The following is a 21,144-nucleotide window of genomic DNA, read 5'->3' on the forward strand; positions in this document are numbered from 1 at the left end:
CGCCTCCGCCTCACCGGCGGCGTCGTGGTCCTCCTCGACGTCCAGGGTCCGCAGGTGCTCGGCCGGGGCGCTGCCGCGGTACGCGACGAACGCGTCCTCGACCGCCTTCAGGTCCCGGCCGAACTGCTCCTCGTACTTCGCCATGGTGGCCACGTCCCGTGAGATGGCGTGGTTGCCCAGGGTCAGGCGGGCCTGCAGCATCGCCGCCTTGATGTCGCCGACGGCCAGCGCGACCAGGGCGGCCACCGCCACCGCGGTGAGGACCTTGGCGCTCACGCCCAGGTCACGGACCGTACGACGGCCCATCGCGCAGCCTCCAGAACGCACTCGCCGACCGGTCGCGGAGAGTCACCGCACCAAGGGTGACCTTAGAATCCGCGGACCGGCCTGGAGGGCGGGACCGGCGAGAAAGGCTCAGTACGTCAGCGTCCCCCTGAGCAGGCTCTTGCCGGAGTGCGCGGCGTCGCCGTCGTGCGCCTCGTCGGAGACGTCGACGAGGCGGTACCGGTTGAGGTCGGTGCCGGGCGGCACGGGCAGCACAGCCTCCGGGCGGGCCGGCAGGTTGCCCAGCGACAACATCTTCGTCGTGTCGTCCGGGTCGATCAGCCACACCTCGTGGAAGCCCGTGGTCAGCGGCAGGTTCTGCACGTCGACCACGACCTCGTCGTCCGCGAGCACCCGCACGTCGCCCCGCGCGTCCGGCGGGGCGCTGGGCAGCGGCGCCAGCGTCGCCCGCGCCGTGACGTCCGCGGCGGGCGGCTGGTCCGGCCCGCGCATCACCACGGCGGTGCCGGCTATGCCGAGCACCGCGGCCGCCGCGGCGGCCAGCACCGGGGCGAGCCAGCGGCGGCGGTCACCGGCCGGAGTGCGGCGCAGGCGGCGACGGGCCGGGGCGGCGGGCGCGGTGGCCCGGGCGACCTCGGCCTGGATCCCGGCCCAGACGCTCTCCGGCGGTGGCGGCAACTCGCGCATGTCGGCGGACTCGGCTCCCAGCTCGGCGACGTGTTCCAGGGTCCGCAGCTCCTCCCGGCAGGTGGCGCAGCCGGCCAGGTGGGCCGACTCGTGGTCGTCGGCGACCTCCTCAGCGAGCGAGAGAAGGACCAGCCGATCGGGGTCCAGATGCTGCACCGTCCACCTCCCAACGTCGACGCAGGTTCGCCATCCCCCGGCGAATGTGACTCTTCACGGTGCCCAGCGGCAAACCCGTCACCGCGGCGATCTGCGGATGCGTGAGGTCGTCGAAGAACGCCAGCTCCAGCGTGCGGCGCTGCTCGCTGGGGAGCCGGTTCAGCTCGTCGGCGATGACGAGCCGGTCGACCACGCGCTCCGGGCTGTCGGCCGCGGTGGTGGGCACCGGCTGCGACCGTACGGTGTCGGTGATCCGCTCGTCGCGCGCCGCGGACCGCAGGCGGTCGACGGCCTTGCGCCGCGCGATGCCGAGCAGCCAGCCCAGCAGCGAGCCGCGCTCGGGGTCGAACGTCTCCCGCCCCATCCAGGCCGCCACGAACGTGGCCTGGGTGACGTCCTCGGCGTCGGCGCGGTTCCCCAGCAACCGGACGCCCAGCACGAGCACCGCCGACCCGTGCCGCTCGTACGCCGTGCGTAAGGCCTTCTCGTCGCCGTCGCGAAACCGCTCGGCGAGCTCCTCCCCCGGACCCATCAACCCCCCTTCCCACAGCCGTTCACCGAAGGGATACGCCCGACGCGACGCGTTCAGATGCACCGGATCGACTTTCTTTTTCCTGCATCCATCCGCGCCGGCGGCGCCGAAACCCCCGGTGATCCAACCGAGAGCACCACCTCGACACCGGAGGAAGTCCCATGCGCATTCTGCACCCCCGCCGCGCGGCAGCGGCCGGCGTCGCCGCCCTCGTGGCGTTCGGCGGCCTCAGCGCGGTCACGACCGGCCCCGCGCTGGCCGCCTCGTCGCAGGTCTCCGTCGTGCACGGCATCCCCGGGCAGCCGGTGGACGTGTACGTCAACGGCAAGAAGACCGTGCCCGGCTTCGAGCCCGGCAAGGTCGCCGGCCCGCTGACGCTGGAGGAGGGGGCGTACGACATCGCCCTCACCAAGCCCGGCGAGGACCTCGGCAAGGCGCTGCTGAAGGTGGACGACGCCGAGGTGCCGGGCGGCGCGAACATCAGCCTGGTGGCGCACCTGAGCGCCGACGGGAAGCCGACGCTGACCCCGTTCGTCAACGACACCGGCAAGCTGGCCGCGGGCCAGGCGCGCCTGGTCGTCCGGCACACCGCCGCGGCGCCCGCGGTCGACGTGCGGGCCGGCGGCGAGCCGGTGTTCCGCGACCTGACCAACCCGAAGGAGGCCAAGGCGGACCTGCCCGCCGGTGACGTCTCCGCCGACGTGGTGCTCGCCGGGACGGACGACGTCGTCCTCGGCCCCACCGACCTGAGCCTGGGCGAGGGCACGGCCACCATCGTGTACGCGGTCGGCTCCGCCGAGGACAAGACGCTGGACGTGGTGGCGCAGACGCTCACCGGCCTGCACTCGGCGCCCGGTGGCGTGCCGAGCGGCAGCGGCGGGCTGGCCGACCGCGGGCTCAGCACGCCCTGGTACGCCGCCGGCGCGGTGGGGATCCTGCTGCTCCTGGCCGGTGCGCTGCGGCTGCGTCCGGTCCGCCGTACGGTCCCGGCACGCCGGTGAGGGCCCGTCCGGGAGGGGCCGCGCTGCTCGTGGCCGCCGGTGTGACGCTGCTGGCCGCCTTCGGTGTGGTCGCGTGCCGCTCCCGGACGGCCCCGGACGTCGGCGCCGCCACCGTCACCGCGCTCGCGAGCACCCCGGCGGCCGTGGCTGCGTCCGTACCCGTGTCGGACGGCCGGCCGCCCCGGAGCGCCGGCGCCGGCTCTCCGGTCCGGTTGCGCATTCCCGCGTTGCGGCTCGACGCGCCCGTCGCGGCCGTGGGTATCGATCAGGCGACCGGCGAGGTGGCTGTGCCGTCCGACGTCGCCCGGGTGGGCTGGTACCGGTTCGGGCCGGGCCTGTCCGCGACGGCCGGGTCGATCGTCCTCGCCGGCCACGTCGACAGCGCCGAGCAGGGCCGGGGCGCGTTCTTCCGGCTCGGGTCGCTGACGCGCGGCGACCGGGTGACGCTGACCGGCCCGGACGGCACGGGCAGGGACTTCGAGGTCGTCGCCCGGGAGCGGTACGCCAAGACGGCCATTCCCCTGCAGCGGTACTTCGCCCGCGACGGCGCGCCCCGGCTGACGCTGATCACCTGCGGCGGGGCGTTCGACCAGGAGACCCGGCACTACCGCGACAACGTGGTGGTGACCGCCGTACCCCGGTGACCGTGACCACCCACTCGTCGCGTCTCGATGGCATGATGTTCTCCGACCCTCCCCGGACCGAGGCGAAGAGGTACCCCACCGCGATGGCGCACTTCCAGGCGAGGACGACGGCCGGCCCCGGCCGCGTGGTCGTGACCCTGACGGGCGAGTGCGACCTGGAGGGGCGCGACGAGCTGACCGCCATGCTGCTGACCGCGGTGGACAGCGCACCGGTCGTGGTGGTCGACCTGGCCGGCGTGACGTTCATCGACTCCAGTGGCATCCACGGCCTGGTGACGGCGCACCGCGCCGCCCAGGACGCGGGCCGGCGGCTGCACGTGACGAACGCCGGGGGCACGGTCGCCACCGTCCTGGAGATCACCGGGGTGGCGGGACTGCTCGGTCACCCGTCCGCGGTGGTGCCCGGAACCGCCGCCGGGGAGGACACCGCCCATGCCTGATCTCGTCCCCAGCCCTCCGGCGTCCGCGGTCACCGGTCCCGACGCGATGGCGTACGACCACCCCGCCGATCTGCGCGTCGTCCGGGTCTTCGTCGGCGACCGGGCCGCGGCCCTCGGCCTGCCGGAGATGCGGGCCGAGCTGCTCGTCCTCGCCGTCAGCGAGCTCGCCACCAACACGTTGCAGCACACCGACGGCGGCGGCCGGGTGCGCGTCTGGGCGCAGGACGGCTACGTGGTCTGCGACGTGGTGGACCGCGGCCCGGCGCACGGCTTCGGGCGGCAGATGCCGGCCGCCGACGCGCTGCGCGGCCGGGGCTTGGCCATCGTCGAGCGGGTCTGCGACGCCGTGGAGGCCATCCCGGTGCCGGACGGCACGCTCGTGCGCATCCGCCTGCGCCTCTGACCTAGGGCAGCACCCGCACGGCGAGCAGGCACGTGTCGTCGTCGGGGTTGGCCGTCTGCAGCAGCCCGCGCAGCGTCGGCAATACCTTGTCGCCGTCCTCGGCCGCGGCCACCGACAGCTTCTCCTTCACCCGTTGCAGCAGCTCGCCGGTGCCCTCGTGCCGCCGTTCGACAAGGCCGTCGGTGTAGAGCAGCACCACGTCGCCGGATTCCAGGGCCGCTGTCACCACCGGGTACGCGGCACCGCCGTCCGCGCCCAGGAGCAGCCCCGGCGGCTGGGGCAGTTCGGCGCTGGCGCCCGTACGGCACAGCAGCGGCGGCAGGTGTCCCGCCCGCGCCCAGGTCAGCTCCCGGCGCCGCGGGTCGTACCGGCCGATCATCGCCGTCCCGGTGAGGCGCAGCTGCAGGCTGAGCCGGTTCAGGTGCCCCAGCAGCACCCCGGGGTCGCGGATGCCGATGGACAGCCACGCCACCAGCGCGAACCGCAGGTGGGCCATCCCGCTCGCCGCCTGCAGCCCGTGCCCGGCGACATCGCCGATGGCCAGCAGCACGTCCCCGCCGGGCAGCGTCTCCGCGTGGTACCAGTCGCCGCCGACGCGGACCGCGCTCTCGGCGGGCAGGTAGCCGACCATCGCCTCCAGGCCGGCCAGCCCGATCGGGTCCCGCGGCACCGGCTGGATCATGGTCTGCAGCTGCGCGGCCAGCCGGTGCTCGGCCAGCGCGGTCATCTCGCGGCTGCGCAGCCGGTCGCCGAGCTGCTGCAGCGCCGTCCGCGAGCTCTCCCGCGCCGTCACGTCCTGCACGACCGCGTAGATCTTCACCGGGGTGCCGCCGGCGTCGCGGGCGATGTCGGACAGGATCCGCAGGTGCTTGACCGCCGCGCCGAACCGGAACCGGACGGTCACGTCGGACCGGCCGCCGCTGTCCAGGGTCTGCCACGCGGTCTCGGCGATCCCCCGGTCCTCGGGCAGCATCGCGGCGCCCTGCTCGGCGCGGGGCAGCGGGCCGAGCTCCGGGTCGCGGTCGAAGATCCGGTACATGCCCGGCGACCAGTCGCTGCGCCCGGAGACGAGGTCGTACTCCGCCCAGCCGAGGCTGCCGAGCAGCTCGGTGTTCGCCAGCCGGCGCTCGTTCTCGTCCGAGCGCTGCCACCACGCGAGCAGCCCGCCCAGCACCGGGTGCACGGTGACGGCGAAGCGCGAGTGCGCCACGACGCCGGCGTCCTTCTGGTCGTACTCGAAGTCCTCGAGCCGGCCCGGTGCGCCCTCGGCGAGCACCTGCTCGTAGAGGGCCCACAGCGGACCGCCGACCATGCTGGGGTAGAGCTCGCTGAGCCGCGACCCGACCCGCCGGACGCCGCGCCCGTGGATGTCCGGCACCTGGTCGCTGGTGGCACCGACCGTCCAGTCCACGACGGACCCGTCCTCGGCCCTGACCGGGATCAGCCAGGTACACCCGGCGGGGATCGCGGCGAGGATCTGCTGCACCAGCGCCGCGACCGGCTCGTCCTCAGCCATACCCGGCACTCTAACGGTCAAGAACGGACACGAGCGCCGTCGCCGCTATGCCACCACGGACGGGGACTCCCCCGCGTGGGCGGGGGCCGGCGGCAACGGCAGGGGCAGGCCGGGCAGCCCGTCCAGGCTCGTGGCGACATGGTCCTTCTTCGCGAAGTACGCGCTCAGCGACTCGTCGTCCTCGCGGCCGAAGCGCCGCCCGTGCAGCTCGCGGTCGCCCTCGTACGCCATCAGCGGCACGGCGTACCCGCAGGAGTCGCGGATCAGCCCGGCGTGCACGACGACGATCGCGCGCAGCCCGTGGTCGCGGCTGTCGATGTGCGGGAAGTGCGCGATCAGCTCCGTCCAGCGGGGGTCGTCGCGGAGCACCACCTCGCCCCGGCCGTGCACCCGGACGATGTTCGGCGGCCCCTGGAAGGCGCACCACATCAGCGTGATGCGGCCGTTCTCCCGCAGGTGGGCGATGGTCTCCGCGCCGCTGCCGGCGAAGTCGAGGTAGGCGACCGTCCGCTCGTCGAGCACGGCCCACGACCCGGTCAGGCCCTTCGGCGACAGGTTCACCGTGCCGTCGCCGCTCAGCGGCGCGGTGGCGGTGAAGAACATGGGCTGGCCCTCGATGAAGTCGCGCAGCCGTCCCGAGATCGACTCGTGTGTTTTCCCCATGCCGGAATTCTCTCAGGCCGGCCGCGCCGTCCCACATTCTGGAACGCAGGCGGCGACCGCACTCGCAGGTTGTTTGCCGCGGTCACCGGACCCGCCGAGGTGGGCGCCCGTTTTTGTTGCAGCAAACCGCCGGCGCCCGCGCACCTCATTGACCTGTGTCAATAGATGGATTTAGCGTCCGCCGCATGAACAGGCGAAGCTTGCTCGCCCTGGCGGTCGCCGGCATGACAGGACCGGCCGCCGCCCACCCCCGGCGCCGGGTGCGGCTCGTCGTCGCCGCGGACGGCACCGGGGACCACACAGAAGTGCAGGCCGCCGTGGACGCCGTACCGGCCGGCGGGCTCGTCGACATCCGGCCCGGCACGTACCGCGGGCAGGTCGTCGTCCCGGCCGACAAGCCGGACCTGCTGTTCCGCGGGCTCGGCGCCTCCCCTGCGGACGTGGTGATCGTCGACGACCGCGCCAACGGCACCCCGCGGCCGGGCGGCGGCACCTGGGGCACCTCCGGCAGCGCGTCCGTGACCGTCGACGGGCCGGGGTTCCAGGCCCGCAACCTGACCTTCGCCAACGACTTCGACGAGGCCGCGCACCCGGAGATCACCGGGCGGCAGGCGGTTGCCGTGCTGACCCGCGCCGACCGGGTGGCGTTCGAGGCCGTCCGGTTCCTCGGCAACCAGGACACCCTCTACCTGAACAGCCCGGCGGCGGACGTGCACGCACGGGTCTCCCTGCGCGGCTGCCACGTCGAGGGTGACGTGGACTTCATCTTCGGGCGGGCCACCGCCGTCCTCGAGCGGTGCCGGATCCACTCGCTCAGCCGCGGATCGACCACGAACAACGGGTACGTGACCGCGCCCAGCACCGACCTCGGGAACCCGTACGGCTTCCTCTTCGCCGCGTGCGCCTTCACCTCCGACGCGCCCCCGGCCAGCGTGTTCCTGGGCCGGCCGTGGCATCCCAGCCAGGACCCGGACGCCGTCGGCCAGTGCGTCGTACGGAACTCGCTGCTCGGCGCGCACATCGGCCCGGCGCCGTGGAGCGACTTCGGCACCTGGCCGTGGCGGGACGCCCGCTTCGCCGAATACCGCAACGCCGGCCCGGGAGCCACGGTGACTCCGGACCGGCCCCAACTGACCCCCGAGGAGGCGGCAGCCCTGACGCCGGCCGCGTACCTCGCCGGGTGGTCGCCTAGATCTCGTCGATGAGGTCGGCCACGCTGTCCACGACCCGCGACGGCCGGTACGGGTAGCGCTCGCTCTCCGCCCGCGTGCTGATGCCGGTCAGCACGAGGATCGTCTCCAGCCCCGCCTCCAGGCCGCACAGCACGTCGGTGTCCATCCGGTCGCCGATCATCGCGGTGCTCTCGCTGTGCCCGCCGATGACGTTGAGCGCCGAGCGCATCATCATCGGGTTCGGCTTGCCCACGAAGTACGGCTCCACGCCGGTGGCCTTGGAGATCATCGCCGCCACCGAGCCGGCCGCGGGCAGCGCGCCCTCGTTGGACGGGCCGGTCGCGTCCGGGTTGGTGCAGATGAACCGGGCGCCGTCGTTGATCAGGCGGACCGCCTTGGTGATCGCCTCGAAGCTGTACGTGCGGGTCTCGCCCAGCACCACGTAGTCGGGCGCGTACTCGGTGAGGATGTAGCCGGCCGCGTGCATCGCCGTGGTCAGGCCCGCCTCACCGATCACGTACGCCGTGCCGCCGGGCCGCTGGTCGGCCAGGAACTGCGCGGTGGCCAGCGCGGCCGTCCAGATCGACTGCTCGGGCACGTCGAAGCCCATCCGCGCGAGCCGGGCCTGCAGGTCCCGCGGGGTGTAGATGGAGTTGTTGGTCAGAATGAGGAAGGGCTTGCCCGAGGACTTCATCTTGTTGACGAACTCGGGCGCCCCGGGGACCGGCTCGCCCTCGTGGACGAGCACGCCGTCCATGTCGGTGAGCCAGCTCTCGATCGGCTTGCGCTCGGTCATGGGGTTCCTCGTCTCTGTGGTGCAGGGCAGCAGTCGGCCGGGCAGACGTCCCAGACCGGGAGCGTACCGAGCCGCTCGCGCTCCTCCCCGCCGGTCCGCTCCTGCACCAGCTCGCGGATCATCGTGACGAACCGCGGGTCGGTGCCGGGCGTGGCCGCGCGGGCGTAGCCCAGCTCCAGCCGGCCCGCGGTGTCGCGGGCCTCATTGTCCAGGTCCCAGATGACCTCGAGGTGATCGGAGACGAAACCGATCGGGCTGACCACCACGTCGGTCACCCCCTTCTCGGCGAGCGCCTCGAGGTGATCGTTGATGTCCGGCTCGAGCCACGGCACCTGCGGCGGGCCGGAGCGGCTCTGCCACACCAGGTCCCAGGGCAGCTCGGGCGCGGCGGCGGCGTGCACCAGGCCCGCCGTCTCCTGCAGCTGCGCCTCGTAGCGGCCGCCGGTCGGCCCGGCCGTGGCGGCCATGGAGTTCGGGATGGAGTGCGCGGTGAAGACCAGCCGGGTGGTCGCGCGCCGGGCCGGGTCCAGCTTCCCCAGAGCATCGCGTACGGCGTCAGCGTGCGGCTGGACGAACCCGGGGTGATCGTGGAACTGCCGCAGCTTCGTGATCGCCGGCGCGCCCGGGCCCACCTTGGCGCGGGCCTGGGCGATGTCCTCCCAGTACTGCTTGCAGGAGGAGTAGCCGCCGTACGCGCTGGTCGCGAACCCGAGCGCGGACGTGATGCCGTCGTCGCGCATCTGCGCCACGGTGTCGGCCAGCATCGGCTTCCAGTTCCGGTTGCCCCAGTACGCCGGCAGCGCCACCCCGTTCGCGGCGAAGTCGGCCTGCACCGCGGCGAGCAGGTCCCGGCACTGCTGGTTGATCGGCGACACCCCGCCGAAGTGGTAGTAGTGCTCGGCCACCTCGGCGAGCCGCTCCTCCGGGATACCGCGCCCGCGCGTCACGTTGCGCAGGAACGGCATCACGTCGTCGGGATGCTCGGGGCCACCGAAGGACAGCAGGAGAAAAGCGTCGTACGCCACGCGGACCATCCTCCTCTGCCCGCCGCACCAGCGACGACCCGCCCTCCGCGGACGCGTTCTCAGCCACAATCCGCATCCGGCGACGGCTCCGGGAACGAAGAGGGGCCCACCCGGCCCTGGACCGGGCCGCCCGGCCGCGCCTATGAGTGGAGGAACGAGAAGCGTCGATGACAGGAGGGGTCATGACGTGGCGTGACCGATGGCGGCGCACCCTGCCGCTCGCAGCGTCCCTGCTCGTCGCCACCGGACTGGCCGCACCGGCCGCGGCCGGGCCGCCGGGCGGTCACACGTTCCGGCTGGTGGTCATCCCGGACACCCAGATCGCGACGCAGAACAAGCCGGAGCTCTTCTCCGCTCAGACCGAATGGATCGCCCAGCAGGACGCGACCGGCCGCATCCCGTTCGTCATCCACCTCGGCGACCTGGTCGAGTGGCCGTCGCGCGTGTCGGACTGGGAGCGGGCCGTGAGCGCGATGCACCGGCTCGACGGCGTGGTGCCGTACGCCACGGCGGTCGGCAACCACGACCTCGACGCGTGGGCGTGCACGCCGGAGGCGACCTGCGACCCGTGGGCCGGGATCGCCACCGACCGCAGCACCACGATGTTCAACGCGTACTTCCCCTGGTCGGCGGCCCGGCAGAAGCCGACGTTCCGGGGCAGCTACCCGTGGCGGCAGATGGACAACAGCTTCTACGCCTTCCGGGCCGGCGGCGTGCGCTGGCTGGTGGTGACGCTCAAGTTCGACCCCACGGCCGACGAGCTCACCTGGGCCGGCCGGGTGATCGCCAACCACCCCGGCCGCCAGGTCATCCTGGTCACCCACGAATTCCAGCGCGGGACGGCGCGCACGCCGGTCGGTGACCGGATCTGGGAGAACCTCGGGCGGCTGCACCCGAACATCCAGTTCATCCTGTCCGGCCACTACACCCGGGTCGGCAACCGGACCGACCCGGGCGACGCGGGCAACCTCGTGTACCAGATCCAGGCCGATTACCAGACGTACAGCATCCCGAAGGTCAACAACAACAGCTACCTGCGGTTGATGGACTTCGACACCGCCGCCGGAACGGTGGCCGTCTCGACGTTCTCGCCGTACTGCGCGACCACCGGCGAGTGCCCGGCCGAGCTGACCGACGCGGGCAACCGCTTCACCCTGACCGACGTGCGGTTCCCGACCAGGACGGGAGGGCAGGACACGCCCTAAGCGCCGAGTGCGTGGTAGCCGCCGTCGACGTGGACGATCTCGCCGGTCGTGGCCGGGAACCAGTCGGAGAGCAGCGCGCACACCGCGCGGGCCGCGGGCTCCTGGTCGGTGAGGTTCCAGCCCAGCGGCGCGCGCTGTGCCCACGCCTCCTCGAACTGTTCGAAGCCCGGGATCGACTTGGCCGCCATCGTGCGCAGCGGGCCGGCCGAGACGAGGTTGCTGCGGATGCCCTGCTTGCCGAGGTGCAGCGCGAGGTAGCGGGACGCCGACTCGAGCCCGGCCTTCGCCACGCCCATCCAGTCGTAGACCGGCCACGCCTTGGTGGCGTCGAACGTGAGGCCGATGATGCTGCCGCCCGGGCCCATCAGCGGCAGGCAGGCGGTCGCGAGGGCCTTGTACGAGTACGTGGAGACCTGCAGCGCCTTGGCCACGTCGTCCCAGCCGGCGTTGAGGAACTCGCCGCCGAGCACGCTCTGCGGGCCGAACGCGATGGAGTGGACCACGCCGTCGATGCCGTCGACGTGCTCGCGGACCTTGCCGGCGAGGGCGTCCAGGTGCTCGGGGTCGGTGACGTCCAGCTCGATCACCGGGGCGGGCTCCGGCAGCCGCTTGGCGATCCGCTCGACCAGCGACAGCCGCCCGAAGCCGGTCAGCACGACCGTCGCGCCGTTCTCCTGCGCCAGCTTCGCCACCGAGAACGCGATCGACGCGTCGGTGATGATGCCGGTGATGAGCAGCCGCTTACCGGCCAGCAGTCCAGACACGCTCTCTCCTGTGAGTTGGTGGGTCAGTGACCCATGCCGAGGCCGCCGTCGACCGGGATGACCGCGCCGGAGATGTACGCCGCCCCGTCGCCGGCGAGGAAGGTGACCGCCTGCGCCACCTCGCCGGGGGCCGCGAGCCGCCCGGCCGGGATCGCCTTGAGGATCTCCTCCTTGCGGGCGCCGGGCAGCACGTCGGTCATCTCCGTGTCGATGAAGCCGGGTGCGACCACGTTCGCCGTGATGTTACGGCCGCCGAGCTCACGGGTGATCGACCGGGCCATGCCGACCAGGCCGGCCTTGCTGGCCGCGTAGTTCACCTGGCCGGGGCCGCCGTAGAGGCCGATCACCGACGAGATGAAGACGATCCGGCCCCACCGGGCCCGCAGCATCTTGGCGCTCGCGCGCTTGGCGCAGCGGAACGCGCCGGTCAGGTTGGTGTCGAGGACGCGGACGAACTGTTCCTCGGACATCCGCAGCAGCAACGTGTCGTCGGTGATGCCGGCGTTGGCGACGAGCACCTCGACCGGGCCGAGTTCCTTCTCCACGGTGGTGAACGCCTCATCGACGGCCGCGCCGTCGGTGATGTCGCACTGCACGCCGAACAGCCCGTCGGGGGCGCCGCTGCCGCGGTGGGTCACGGCCACCCGATCACCCTGCGCGGCGAACGCCTGGGCGATGGCCAGGCCGATACCGCGGTTTCCTCCGGTCACCAAGACGGTGCGGGCCAACGCGTTGCTCCTTCGATAGCTTGCAGGCCCGCGGTGAATGCGGACCGCTCGCAGACTAGGCGTTACCTGCGGGTAGGCGGAACCCGGCCCCGCGGCGGCGCGCGGCGTCGTACCCGGGTAGGGGGTACGGATGGCTCCGCGGGGGCACGACCTCCCGGCGGCCGGGCCGTAGCCTGCCTGACATGGAGATCCTCGGTCCACTGCGCCGGCTGGTCGCCGGCCCGGATCCCCGCCCGCCGTCCCCGCCGCCGCGCCGGCGCTGGTTCCGGGTGTACGGCGTGCCGCTCGGCCTGCTGGCGCTCCTGGGGCTCGGCCTCACGGACGCCCAGTACTGGCTGGGGCCCCGGCACCTGCCCGAGCCGGTCGCCGTGGCGATGGAGGTCCTGATCCTGGTGCCGGTGCTGCTCACCGTCGCGGGCCGGCCGCTGACGGCGTGGCGGGTGGCGTACCCGATGCTCTTCGTCGGTGCGATCGGCGGCCTCCAGCCGTTCCCCTGGAGCCCGGGACAGATAGCCGCGTTCCTGCTCGTGTTCGCGGGGGTGGCGTTCCGCGCCGGGTCGGGCGTCAACGCCTGGGCGACCGCGCTGACCGTCGTCCCGGCCTTCGTGTTCATGGGCGGGGACAACGCGTGGGGCACCATCTTCCTGCTGGTGGCGATCGCGCTCGCCGGCGACCTCGTCTCCCGCCGGCGACGGGCCCGGGAGGAGCTCGCCGAGCTCACGGCAGTGGAACAGGCCCGGCGCGCGGTGCTCGAGGAGCGGACCCGGATCGCCCGGGAGATGCACGACGTGGTGGCCCACCACATGTCGATGATCGCCGTCCAGGCGGAGACGGCGCCGTACCGGGTGACCGGCCTGCCGGAGCCGGCGGAGGCCGAGTTCGCGTCGATCGCCACGGCCGCGCGGTCGGCGCTGACCGACATGCGACGGCTCCTCGGGGTGCTGCGCGCCGACACGGACGAGGCCCCGCTGACGCCACAGCCCGGGCTGGCCGATGTGGCGGCGCTGGTGGAGAAGGCGGCGCGGGCGGGGCTGGAGGTGACGCTCGCCGGGGAGGTGCCGCCCGGGCTGCCGGAGGCGACGGGGCTGGCCGCGTACCGGATCGTGCAGGAGGCCCTGGCCAACGCGGCCCGGCACGCGCCCGGCGGCCCGGTGCGGGTCCTGCTGCGCGCGACGCCGGAAGCGCTGACGGTCGAGGTGCGCAACGGGCCCCCGGGTAACGGGCGCGAGCAGGCCGCGGTGGGGGACGCGGTCTCGGGGCCGGGGCACGGGCTGGCCGGAATGCGCGAACGCGCGACACTGCTCGGCGGGACTCTCGAGACGGGCCCGCAGGACGACGGCGGCTACCGAGTCGCGGCGGTCCTGCCGCTGACGACGGGAGACTGATGACGGCGGGAGAAGCATGATCCGGGTGTTGATCGCCGACGACCAGGCCATGGTGCGGCAGGGCTTCGGCGCGCTGCTGGCCGCCCAGCCCGACCTCATGGTGGTCGGCGACGCCGCAGACGGCGCGGCGGCGGTCGCGCAGTGCCGGCGGCTGGACCCCGACGTGGTGCTGATGGACGTCCGCATGCCGGTCATGGACGGCCTCGAGGCGACCCGCCGGCTCGCCGAGTCCCCCGGCGGCCCCCGGGTGCTCATCCTGACGACGTTCGACCTGGACGACTACGTGTACGAGGCGCTGCGGGCCGGCGCCAGCGGTTTCCTGCTCAAGGACGCCCCCGCGGCCGACCTCGTGCAGGCCGTCCGCGTGGTGGCGGCCGGCGACGGGCTGCTCGCCCCCTCGGTGACGCGGCGGCTGATCTCCGAGTTCGCGGCCCGGCCCCGCGCGCAGCGGCCGCGGCCCACCGCGCTCAACGCGCTGACGCCCCGCGAGACCGAGGTGCTGCGGCTGATCGCGCGGGGACGGTCCAACCAGGAGATCGCGGCGGACCTGGTGGTGGCCGAGCAGACCGTGAAGACCCACGTCGGGCGGATCCTCGCGAAACTCGGGCTGCGGGACAGGGCGCAGGCTGTGGTCTTCGCGTACGAGTCAGGTCTGGTCGCCGCCGGCGAGTAGCTCCCAGGTAGCACGCCACAGTGGGCGCCACAGGGTGACGCCCCGCCCCCGGCCCCGGCCGCACGCTGCCGGCCATGCGAATCACACCGGTACTGCTCGCGCTCGCCCTGGTCTCGATCGTCCTGCCGTCCGGCGCGCCCGCCACGCCGGCCGTGCCGGCCCTCGCTCCCCCGGCGGCCGTCACCGCCGCGATGGTCGCCGCCGGGGACCCGTACGCGGGCTGGGCGCGCAGCGGGCGGCGGTTCCTCGCGTTCGACCCCCGTGGCGACGGGACGGCCGTCGAGGTGGTCGGTGACCTCGCCACGGCGGACCGGATCGCGGTGCTCGTACCCGGGGTGGACACCACGCTGCGGAACTTCGACCGAGGGCTCGGCGGCGTCTCCCGGCGCGCGCCGTCGGTGCAGGCCCGGACCGTCCTCGACGCGTTGCGGGCGGCGGACCCGTCGGCCCGCGTCGCCGTGGTGGCCTGGCTGGGGTACGACCCGCCGGAGGGCCTGTCGCTCGAGGCGGCCCGTGACCTGCGGGCCCGGGCGGGTGTGCCGGCGCTTGTCGCGTTCGTACGCTCGCTGCCGCCGCGCGCGGCCGTGACGCTGATCGGGCACAGCTACGGGGCGCTGGTGGTCGGACGGGCCGCACGTCAGCTCCCCCGGGTCGCCGACGTCGTGGCGCTGGGCGCGCCGGGGATGGGCGCCGCGCACGCCACCGAGCTGGGCGGGGCGCGGGTGTGGGCGGCGCTCGCCCCGGCCGACTGGATGCGGCGGGTGCCGCAGCTGCGGCTCGGGCACCTGGGTCACGGGCGGCGGCCGTCGGCGCCGGAGTTCGGGGCCATCCCGCTGCCCACCGCGGGGGTGGACGGGCATGACGGGTACCTGTGCCCCGGGTCGGCGACGCTGACCGCGGTGGCCGGTGTGGTGCTCGGCCGTACGGAGCCGGCGGTGCTGTCGTGAGGCCGGGGCGGGACGTGACGGTCGACGCGGTGCGGGCGTACGCGATCGGCGGGGTGGTGCTCGGGCACTGGCTGGTGACGGGCTTCGTGCTCACGCCGGACGGTCTGCGGGTGTCCAGCCCCCTGTCGGCGATGCCGGGGCTCGCGCCGGTCACCTGGGTGCTGCAGACGCTGGGCCTGTTCTTCTTCGCGGGCGGATTCGCGGCGGCGCGGGCGGGACGGCGGGCGGGCGGCTGGGGGCGTACGCGTCGCCGGGTCCTGCTGCCGTTGATCGTGCTCCTCGCCGCCTGGGGCGTGCCGCTCGCCGCCGGCGCCGCGCTGGGCGTGCCGGCCGTGACGCTGGAGACGGTCGCCAAGCTGGTGCTCAGCCCGCTGTGGTTCCTGCTGCCCTACCTGCTGCTGCGTGCCGTGGCGACGCCGCTGAACCGGGTCGTCGCCCGGTACGGCCCGGTCCTCGCCGTCCCCGCGGTGGCGGTGGTCGCGGCGGTGGACGCGGGTCTGCTGCCGGGCTGGGTGTCGGTGGTGGCGGCGTGGACGGTCCCGTGGGTGCTCGGCGCGGCCGTGGCCCTCGGCCGCCTCTCCCGGCCGTGGATCGGGCCGGCGCTGCTGGCCTGCGGCAGCGGCGTCCTGGCGCTGCTGATCGCGGTGGGCTACCCGGTCAGCGCGGTCGGGGTGCCCGGGGACGGCCGGTCGAACCTCGCGCCGCCCTCGCTGTTCGCGGTGGCGCTGGCCGTCACCCAGATCGGTGGTTTCCTGACCCTGCGGGCCCCGCTGGCGGACGCGCTACGCCGCCCGGCGGCTCGCCGCGCGGTGGCCCGCGTGAACCGGGTGGCGGTGCCCGTCTACCTGACCCATCAGAGCGTGCTGCTGGTCGCGGTCTGCCTGGTCGGCACGGGTCTGCCCGGCCTCGTCGGCGTGCCGGAAGGCGCGGTCTGGGTGGCCGGGCGGGCGGTCTGGATACCCGTGCTCGCGCTGCTCCTGGCGGTCGCGACCCGGGGCGGGCGACACGGCTGGGGGTGCGTACATTAAGCGTGTCTTAAGGGGTACTCTCTTCGACGGTTCGACGTTGCCCGCTCTATCGACGGAGGTGATCGCTGTGCGAGATAGCGATCCTCCCAGTCGTGGCCGGGCCGCTCGTCAGCCGTTCTGAGCCCGTCCGGGCCGCGCGCTGACACCGTTCCCTTTCTCCCTGCCGCCTCACGGCCCGCCCGTCTCCCGGGCGTGAGCCGGGGGCCGTCGCGTAGCGCCGCGACGGTGCAGGGTGCCCGGCCGCGACGTTTCGTGTGCGCACTTTCCCCGTCGGCTCGATCGGAAAGTTCCTGCCATGAACCGTTTCGTCGCTCCGCTCAGCTTCACCATCGCCGCCGCCTGGGTGGTCGTGGTCTTCGTCCTCGTGCACAACACCACCCCGTGACCCCACCGCGGCGGGATCACCCCACCGTGAACGTGAAGGTGTACGGCTGCCGGATCGGCACGCCGGCCGCCCCGGTGCTGCTCACCTGCGCCACCGTGACCGTGTAGCCGCCCGCGGGCAGCGCCGCGGCCGGCGTCCAGGTGAGCGTGCCCGGCGTGGTCTCGGCGACCGTGCCGGCCACCGCGCCGGACGGCCCTTGGACGCGGACGGCGTCGCCGTAGTCCGCGCCGGCCGGTTGGATGTCGCGCTGGAAGCGGACGGTGACCGCAGCCGGGGAGGGCCCGCTGCTGCCGGGCGCCGGGGTGGTGGCGACCACGAGCGGGTCCCGCCAGAACTGGATCGCCAGGTGGGTGTCCGGCACGCCGGGCACGTCCCAGTCGGTCGAGGTGTCGTCGACGACCATCGTCCGGGTGATGCCGCCGTCCACGGTGACGCTGCGGTTGTTCGTCCCGGTGATGGAACCCCACTCCTCCACCGTCTCCCAGCTGCCGCGGGTGTACTTGTACTGGATCTCGGTGCCGTCCAGGACCGAGATCGTGCTCTCCCAGATGCCGTTGCCCCGGTCGGTCATCGGCTGCTTCGCGGGGTCCCAGGGGCCGAGCTCGGCGATGTTGCCGGGCACGTAGAGGGTGGCGTCCGGCGGGGTGCCCGGCGGAGCCAGCACCCGGAAGGTCACGGCGACCGGGCGTACGGGCACGGTCAAACTCGCCGGAAGGGTCGCGGCGGTGCCGTCCGGATTCGTGTACGCGAGCCGGGCCACCACGTTCTGCGTACGCGGCGACGGCCCGGCGGGCGTGACGTCGTACGTGACGGTGAAGGTGCCGCCCGGCGCCAGCGAGCCCGCGGTCGTGGGCGTCCGCGGCGTGACCACCCAGCCCTCGGGCGCGCTGACCGTGGCGGACAGCCCGGTGATCGTGCCCGGCCCGTCGTTGCGGGCCGTGGTGACCAGCGTGCTCGTCGCCCCGGACTGCAGGCCGTCGGGCGCGGTGAAGGTCAGGTCGACCGCCGGCTGCGGCGCGACGGTCAGGGTCGCACCGTCGTGCAGGATCGTCACCCGGCGCCCGGTCGCCGGCACCTCGACGGTCAGCCGATGGGTGGCCCGGTCGTAGGTCCACGGGGCGGCGCGACCGCCGATCGTGACGATGTGCGGGCGGGCCACCCCGGCGAACGTGACCGTCCAGCGGCGGGTGGCCGGCGCCCCGGCATAGGTGCCCGCGGCCGGGCCGATCGTGAGGGCCTTGAGGCGTCCCTCGGCGTACCGCACGGGCGTCCGGGTGAACTGGCCGGTGCGGTAGCCCAGCCCGTCGCCCGCGTCGTCGTAGACCGAGGTGGCGCCCGAGGCGTGCGGGTAGACGGTCAGCCCGAGGCGGTCCTTGGGCTGCGCGGCCACCGAGGAAGCCGCCGGCGCCCGGGCCACGATGCCGCCGGCACGGACGTAGACCGGCATCCGGTCCGGGGTCGCCGCGACGGTCCGGGTGGCGGGGCCGCGGAACGTCGCCCCGGTGAAGAAGTCCGTCCAGGTGCCCGGGGGGAACCACACCGCGGTGGTGGTGCTCAGCCCCGGCTTCGTCACCGGCGCCACCAGCAGCGAGTCGCCCAGCGTGTACTGGGTGGCGTGCCGGTACGCCTCCTCCTGCTCCGGCCAGGTCAGGTAGAGCGCCCGGGCCATCGGCAGCCCGGTGTCGTACGTCTGCCGCGCGGCGGTGTAGAGGTACGGCGCCAGCGACTCCCGCAACCGCAGGAAGTCGGCGGCCGCCGTGCTGACGGTGTCCGAGTACTCCCACGGGAGCCGGTCGCCGTGGTCGGAGTGCAGCCGCAGCACAGGCTGGAACGCGCCGAGCTGCACCCAGCGCAGGTACAGGTCCTCGGGCAGGTGCTTGCCGGCGAAGCTGCCGATGTCGTGGCTGACGTACGACATGCCGATGCTGCCCTCGGCCGGGGTCATGGCCGCGGCGAAGGCGAGCGTCTCCCAGTCGGGACGGGTGTCGCCGGTGAAGTGCACGGTGCTGCGGTGCTCGCCCCACGGCCCGGACGCCCCAGGCGTGGTGTACGCGGGGAACGATGCCCCGATCCGCGCCAGCGAGAACCCGCGCAGCCCGCGCGCCTCCCCGTCGCGGCGGTACAGTTCGTTGACCCAGCTGTCCGCGGTGACGCCCGGGGTGGTCACGGTGCTGTCGTCGCAGCAGTAGTCCAGCCACCACTGCCGTACGCCCTGATCCTCGAACGGCTTGTGCAGCGACGCCCACGCGGCCGCCTGGTCGCGGTCGGTCCAGTCGAAGCGGTACGGGTTCGGCGCGAAGCTGCTGGTCGCCGGGGTGAGCTTGCCCTTGGCAACGGCCTGCGCGCCGGCGAACCGGGGGTCGTCGCCGGAGATCGCCGCGTGCACGTTGAGGGTCGTCTGCACACCCTGCCGTGCCAGCCGACCGACGAACGCCTCCGGATCGGGGAACAGGTCCGGGTTCCAGTTCCAGCCGGCCCAAGCGTTCGGCGCCTTCCAGTCCGTGTCGACCACCAGCGAGTCCAGCGGCACGTCGTGCGAGCGGAACGCGGGCAGCAGCGAGGTCTCGTAGTCCGCGGTGCTGTACGCCTGGTACTTCGAGAACCACGTGCCGAACGCCCACTTCGGCGGCAGCAGCGACGGCCCGGTCAGGGTGCGCAGGTCCGCGAGCCCGCGCGCGTAGTCGTGGCCGTACCCGAACAGGTAGCCGTCCTGGTAGGCCGTGGTGCGCGCGGGACGGGCGCCGACCCAGCCGTCGGTGGTGCGCAGCGCAGTGCCGGTGTCGTCGAGCAGGTACCAGCCGTCGCGGTTGAGCATGCCGGGGTGCAGCGCGATCTGGTCGACCGGCCCGGCCTGCCCCGCGTAGTAGTCGAGCCCGCGGTACCAGCCGCCGAGCGCGTCGGCGCGGGCCGGTGACCCGAACGCCGGATGCACGCTGGTACGCCGGCCGCCGACGGTCAGGTCGAGCGTGGTGTTCCCCGCCGTGACCTGGCCGCCGCCGAGGTCGTGGTGCAGGGTCACGGCGCTGGTCCGCACGGTCAGCTCACCGTTCCGCGTACGCGCCGAGAACCAGGTGCGTGCGGGCGTACGGTCCACCGCGGTGAACGTGGGCCGGTCCTCGAAGCGGTCGTCGGCCGCGTACTCGAGGCGCAGCAGCGTGGGGCTGAGCACCTGGACCCGGAGGTGACCCGCCCGGACGGTCTGCCCCTGGATCTCGGGGGCGTGCGGGGCGGCCAGCGCCGAGCCGGGCACCCCGACCAGCGCGAGCAGGACGGTGACCAGCACCGACATCCGGGTACGCAGCGACACGACGCCCTCCCCCAGCCTGCGTGACTTCCTCGTCACAGCCTGTGGGGAGCTTTCCGCCGCCGGTCGGGGGCTGTCAATAGTGGACCGTCGATCGACTTCTCACGTCCGCCCCGCTTGGTCGAGGTGACCGGCGGAACGCTCTGTCCGCGGCTGGAGAGGTTGCCAATCCGGGTCGTCGACGGAATGGTCGCGGGAGCCGGGCAGGAGCGCGCGGCACTCGCCGATGCACACGTCGAGGCCCTCCTCAGTACGGTCGTCGTCGGAGTCGCCGGAGGGAGCACTCCACTCGACGACGAACGCCGCCTCGTCGACCGGAGACGGCGCGGCGCTCGTATTGTTCGGATCGCCGTCCGTACCGCCGCCGGCGAGGACGATGCGCAGGCCGGAACCGTCGAGGTTCATGACGTACACGTGACGGCCCGGTCCACACACGTACGGTCGGTCCGCCACACAGCCCAGAAACATGATGGCCCCGCGGGCGGTGAACCGCGGGCCGCGGGCGTACCCGTAGTGGACAGTGGCGTCGAGTACGACGGACTGGCGACCGCTGCGCAGGTCGAGCAGCCGCAACTGCACGCGCGAGGGCTTACCCGGCCGGGACGGGCAGGTGCGGACGAAGACGATGGACATGCCCTGCCAGGTCGGCGTGGCCACATCGCAGCCTTTGTCCGCGGCCCGCGTCAGCCGCCGGGGGGAGCCGCCGGCGAGGGCGATGCGGTAGAGGTCCGTGTGGGATCCGGTCCCGCGCACGGCGACAATCCGGCGGCCGTCGGGCGACCACGCCGGCTCGGTGGTGCGGGCACCGTAGGTGAGCCGGCGGGTGCCGCCGCCGTCGGCACGCATGACATACACATCGCCCCGGCGCAGGAAGGCGAGCCGCCGGCCGTCCGGCGACCAGCGTGGGAAGCCGGCATCTCCGGTCGTGGTCAGTCGCCTCCCGCCGGAGCCATCCGGCCTGATGGTGTAGATGTCCCCGTCGCGCCCGTACGCGATCCGTCCGGCCGTGGTGTCGGCGTGCGCCCCGGATGGCGCGGCCGGCGCCGGCGCCCCGGGGATGAGGCCCAGCAAGCAGGCGACGCCACTCAACGTCACCGACGACCATTTGACCCGAAATACGCCCATTATCCCACCGTAACAGCTGCGATCGGTACCTACTGCGCCTGTGGCCCGCCGCCGTCCCCGGACCGATGTCGTGCGACAGACGGCCGGAAGTGCGGTGTATTGGCGATCGGGACAAGAACAACAAGTCGCGCACCCAATCCACGCGCTCTTACCGCGGCATAGAAAGACGTTCTGCGTGTTGATGCAGGACGTAAGAACGTCCTCCTGATGCGCTTGCGGGCTTGGTGTCCCATCGCAGGAGGAGGACGTTCGTGAGTAACGGTAGCGGCGTGTCCCGTGG

General features: G+C 73.5%; 20 protein-coding genes. 10 read left to right on the forward strand and 10 right to left on the reverse strand.

Annotation, left to right across the window (positions count from 1 at the left end; genetic code table 11):
- Nucleotides 1-414: 414 nt before the first annotated feature.
- Together IT780_RS32135 and IT780_RS32140 are read right to left on the reverse strand one after the other, a co-directional pair.
- Complete coding sequence (locus IT780_RS32135; protein ID WP_199515580.1) at nucleotides 415-1,128, reverse strand: anti-sigma factor; 714 nt, start codon at nucleotides 1,126-1,128, stop codon at nucleotides 415-417.
- Nucleotides 1,082-1,660, reverse strand: coding sequence for an RNA polymerase sigma factor (locus IT780_RS32140; protein WP_199515581.1), 579 nt, complete (start codon nucleotides 1,658-1,660; stop codon nucleotides 1,082-1,084). Before IT780_RS32140 ends, IT780_RS32135 begins: the two co-directional genes overlap by 47 nt.
- Before the next feature lie 161 nt (nucleotides 1,661-1,821).
- Between IT780_RS32140 and IT780_RS32145 the strand changes: the two genes are divergently transcribed.
- From IT780_RS32145 to IT780_RS32160, 4 genes are read left to right on the forward strand one after another with little or no spacing between them, the layout of a single operon-like run.
- Nucleotides 1,822-2,661, forward strand: a complete 840-nt coding sequence (locus tag IT780_RS32145) for a DUF4397 domain-containing protein (protein ID WP_199515582.1) — start codon at nucleotides 1,822-1,824, stop codon at nucleotides 2,659-2,661.
- The gene (locus IT780_RS32150) at nucleotides 2,658-3,305 is read left to right on the forward strand and encodes a class F sortase (RefSeq protein WP_199515583.1); all 648 of its coding nucleotides are present in this window, start codon (nucleotides 2,658-2,660) and stop codon (nucleotides 3,303-3,305) included. The genes IT780_RS32145 and IT780_RS32150 overlap by 4 nt, the downstream gene beginning before the upstream one ends.
- 2 nt (nucleotides 3,306-3,307) lie before the next feature.
- Entirely contained in the window at nucleotides 3,308-3,745 is a 438-nt protein-coding gene (locus tag IT780_RS32155; RefSeq protein WP_307831500.1) for an STAS domain-containing protein, read from the forward strand.
- Nucleotides 3,738-4,148, forward strand: a complete 411-nt coding sequence (locus IT780_RS32160; RefSeq protein ID WP_199515584.1) for an ATP-binding protein — start codon at nucleotides 3,738-3,740, stop codon at nucleotides 4,146-4,148. The genes IT780_RS32155 and IT780_RS32160 overlap by 8 nt, the downstream gene beginning before the upstream one ends.
- A gap of 1 nt (nucleotide 4,149) precedes the next feature.
- On the opposite strand, the gene IT780_RS32165 is transcribed toward IT780_RS32160, so the two are convergent.
- On the reverse strand, nucleotides 4,150-5,664 hold the full coding sequence (locus tag IT780_RS32165; RefSeq protein WP_199515585.1) for a PP2C family protein-serine/threonine phosphatase: 1,515 nt from the start codon (nucleotides 5,662-5,664) through the stop codon (nucleotides 4,150-4,152).
- 45 nt (nucleotides 5,665-5,709) lie between these two features.
- Nucleotides 5,710-6,327 (reverse strand): pyridoxamine 5'-phosphate oxidase family protein, encoded by a 618-nt coding sequence (locus tag IT780_RS32170; protein WP_199515586.1) that lies wholly within the window; start codon nucleotides 6,325-6,327, stop codon nucleotides 5,710-5,712.
- 185 nt (nucleotides 6,328-6,512) lie between these two features.
- On the opposite strand from IT780_RS32170, the gene IT780_RS32175 reads away from it, so the two are divergent.
- Nucleotides 6,513-7,532: a pectinesterase family protein gene (locus tag IT780_RS32175; RefSeq protein ID WP_233413833.1), complete on the forward strand. Its 1,020-nt coding sequence runs from the start codon at nucleotides 6,513-6,515 to the stop codon at nucleotides 7,530-7,532.
- On the opposite strand, the gene IT780_RS32180 is transcribed toward IT780_RS32175, so the two are convergent.
- Nucleotides 7,516-8,295, reverse strand: coding sequence for an HAD-IIA family hydrolase (locus IT780_RS32180; RefSeq protein WP_199515587.1), 780 nt, complete (start codon nucleotides 8,293-8,295; stop codon nucleotides 7,516-7,518). The two genes, IT780_RS32175 and IT780_RS32180, sit on opposite strands and share 17 nt — an antisense overlap.
- Nucleotides 8,292-9,320, reverse strand: coding sequence for a ferrochelatase (locus IT780_RS32185; protein WP_199515588.1), 1,029 nt, complete (start codon nucleotides 9,318-9,320; stop codon nucleotides 8,292-8,294). Before IT780_RS32185 ends, IT780_RS32180 begins: the two co-directional genes overlap by 4 nt.
- A gap of 182 nt (nucleotides 9,321-9,502) precedes the next feature.
- Between IT780_RS32185 and IT780_RS32190 the strand changes: the two genes are divergently transcribed.
- On the forward strand, nucleotides 9,503-10,525 hold the full coding sequence (locus tag IT780_RS32190; protein ID WP_199515589.1) for a metallophosphoesterase: 1,023 nt from the start codon (nucleotides 9,503-9,505) through the stop codon (nucleotides 10,523-10,525).
- Here the strand turns inward: IT780_RS32190 and fabI are convergent.
- Nucleotides 10,522-11,289, reverse strand: coding sequence for an enoyl-ACP reductase FabI (gene fabI / locus IT780_RS32195; RefSeq protein ID WP_199515590.1), 768 nt, complete (start codon nucleotides 11,287-11,289; stop codon nucleotides 10,522-10,524). The two genes, IT780_RS32190 and fabI, sit on opposite strands and share 4 nt — an antisense overlap.
- Before the next feature lie 23 nt (nucleotides 11,290-11,312).
- Complete coding sequence (gene fabG, locus IT780_RS32200) at nucleotides 11,313-12,017, reverse strand: 3-oxoacyl-ACP reductase FabG (protein WP_199515591.1); 705 nt, start codon at nucleotides 12,015-12,017, stop codon at nucleotides 11,313-11,315.
- A 182-nt stretch (nucleotides 12,018-12,199) separates the two neighbouring features.
- Here fabG and IT780_RS32205 point away from each other — a divergent pair, with 182 nt between their 5' ends.
- From IT780_RS32205 to IT780_RS32220, 4 genes are all read left to right on the forward strand, one after another.
- On the forward strand, nucleotides 12,200-13,402 hold the full coding sequence (locus IT780_RS32205; RefSeq protein ID WP_199515592.1) for a sensor histidine kinase: 1,203 nt from the start codon (nucleotides 12,200-12,202) through the stop codon (nucleotides 13,400-13,402).
- A gap of 16 nt (nucleotides 13,403-13,418) precedes the next feature.
- Nucleotides 13,419-14,075: a response regulator gene (locus IT780_RS32210; RefSeq protein ID WP_199515593.1), complete on the forward strand. Its 657-nt coding sequence runs from the start codon at nucleotides 13,419-13,421 to the stop codon at nucleotides 14,073-14,075.
- Nucleotides 14,076-14,149: 74 nt separating this feature from the next.
- Entirely contained in the window at nucleotides 14,150-15,022 is an 873-nt protein-coding gene (locus tag IT780_RS32215; RefSeq protein ID WP_199515594.1) for an alpha/beta hydrolase, read from the forward strand.
- Nucleotides 15,019-16,050, forward strand: a complete 1,032-nt coding sequence (locus IT780_RS32220) for an acyltransferase family protein (protein WP_199515595.1) — start codon at nucleotides 15,019-15,021, stop codon at nucleotides 16,048-16,050. Before IT780_RS32215 ends, IT780_RS32220 begins: the two co-directional genes overlap by 4 nt.
- 401 nt (nucleotides 16,051-16,451) lie before the next feature.
- Here the strand turns inward: IT780_RS32220 and IT780_RS32225 are convergent, their stop codons facing one another.
- Together IT780_RS32225 and IT780_RS32230 are read right to left on the reverse strand one after the other, a co-directional pair.
- Entirely contained in the window at nucleotides 16,452-19,742 is a 3,291-nt protein-coding gene (locus tag IT780_RS32225; RefSeq protein WP_307831502.1) for a TIM-barrel domain-containing protein, read from the reverse strand.
- A gap of 99 nt (nucleotides 19,743-19,841) precedes the next feature.
- On the reverse strand, nucleotides 19,842-20,864 hold the full coding sequence (locus tag IT780_RS32230) for a TolB family protein (RefSeq protein ID WP_199515596.1): 1,023 nt from the start codon (nucleotides 20,862-20,864) through the stop codon (nucleotides 19,842-19,844).
- Nucleotides 20,865-21,144: the final 280 nt, after the last annotated feature.

The organism is Nucisporomicrobium flavum, assembly GCF_016464385.1.
GTDB classification, from domain to species: Bacteria; Actinomycetota; Actinomycetes; order Mycobacteriales; family Micromonosporaceae; genus Actinoplanes; species Actinoplanes flavus_A.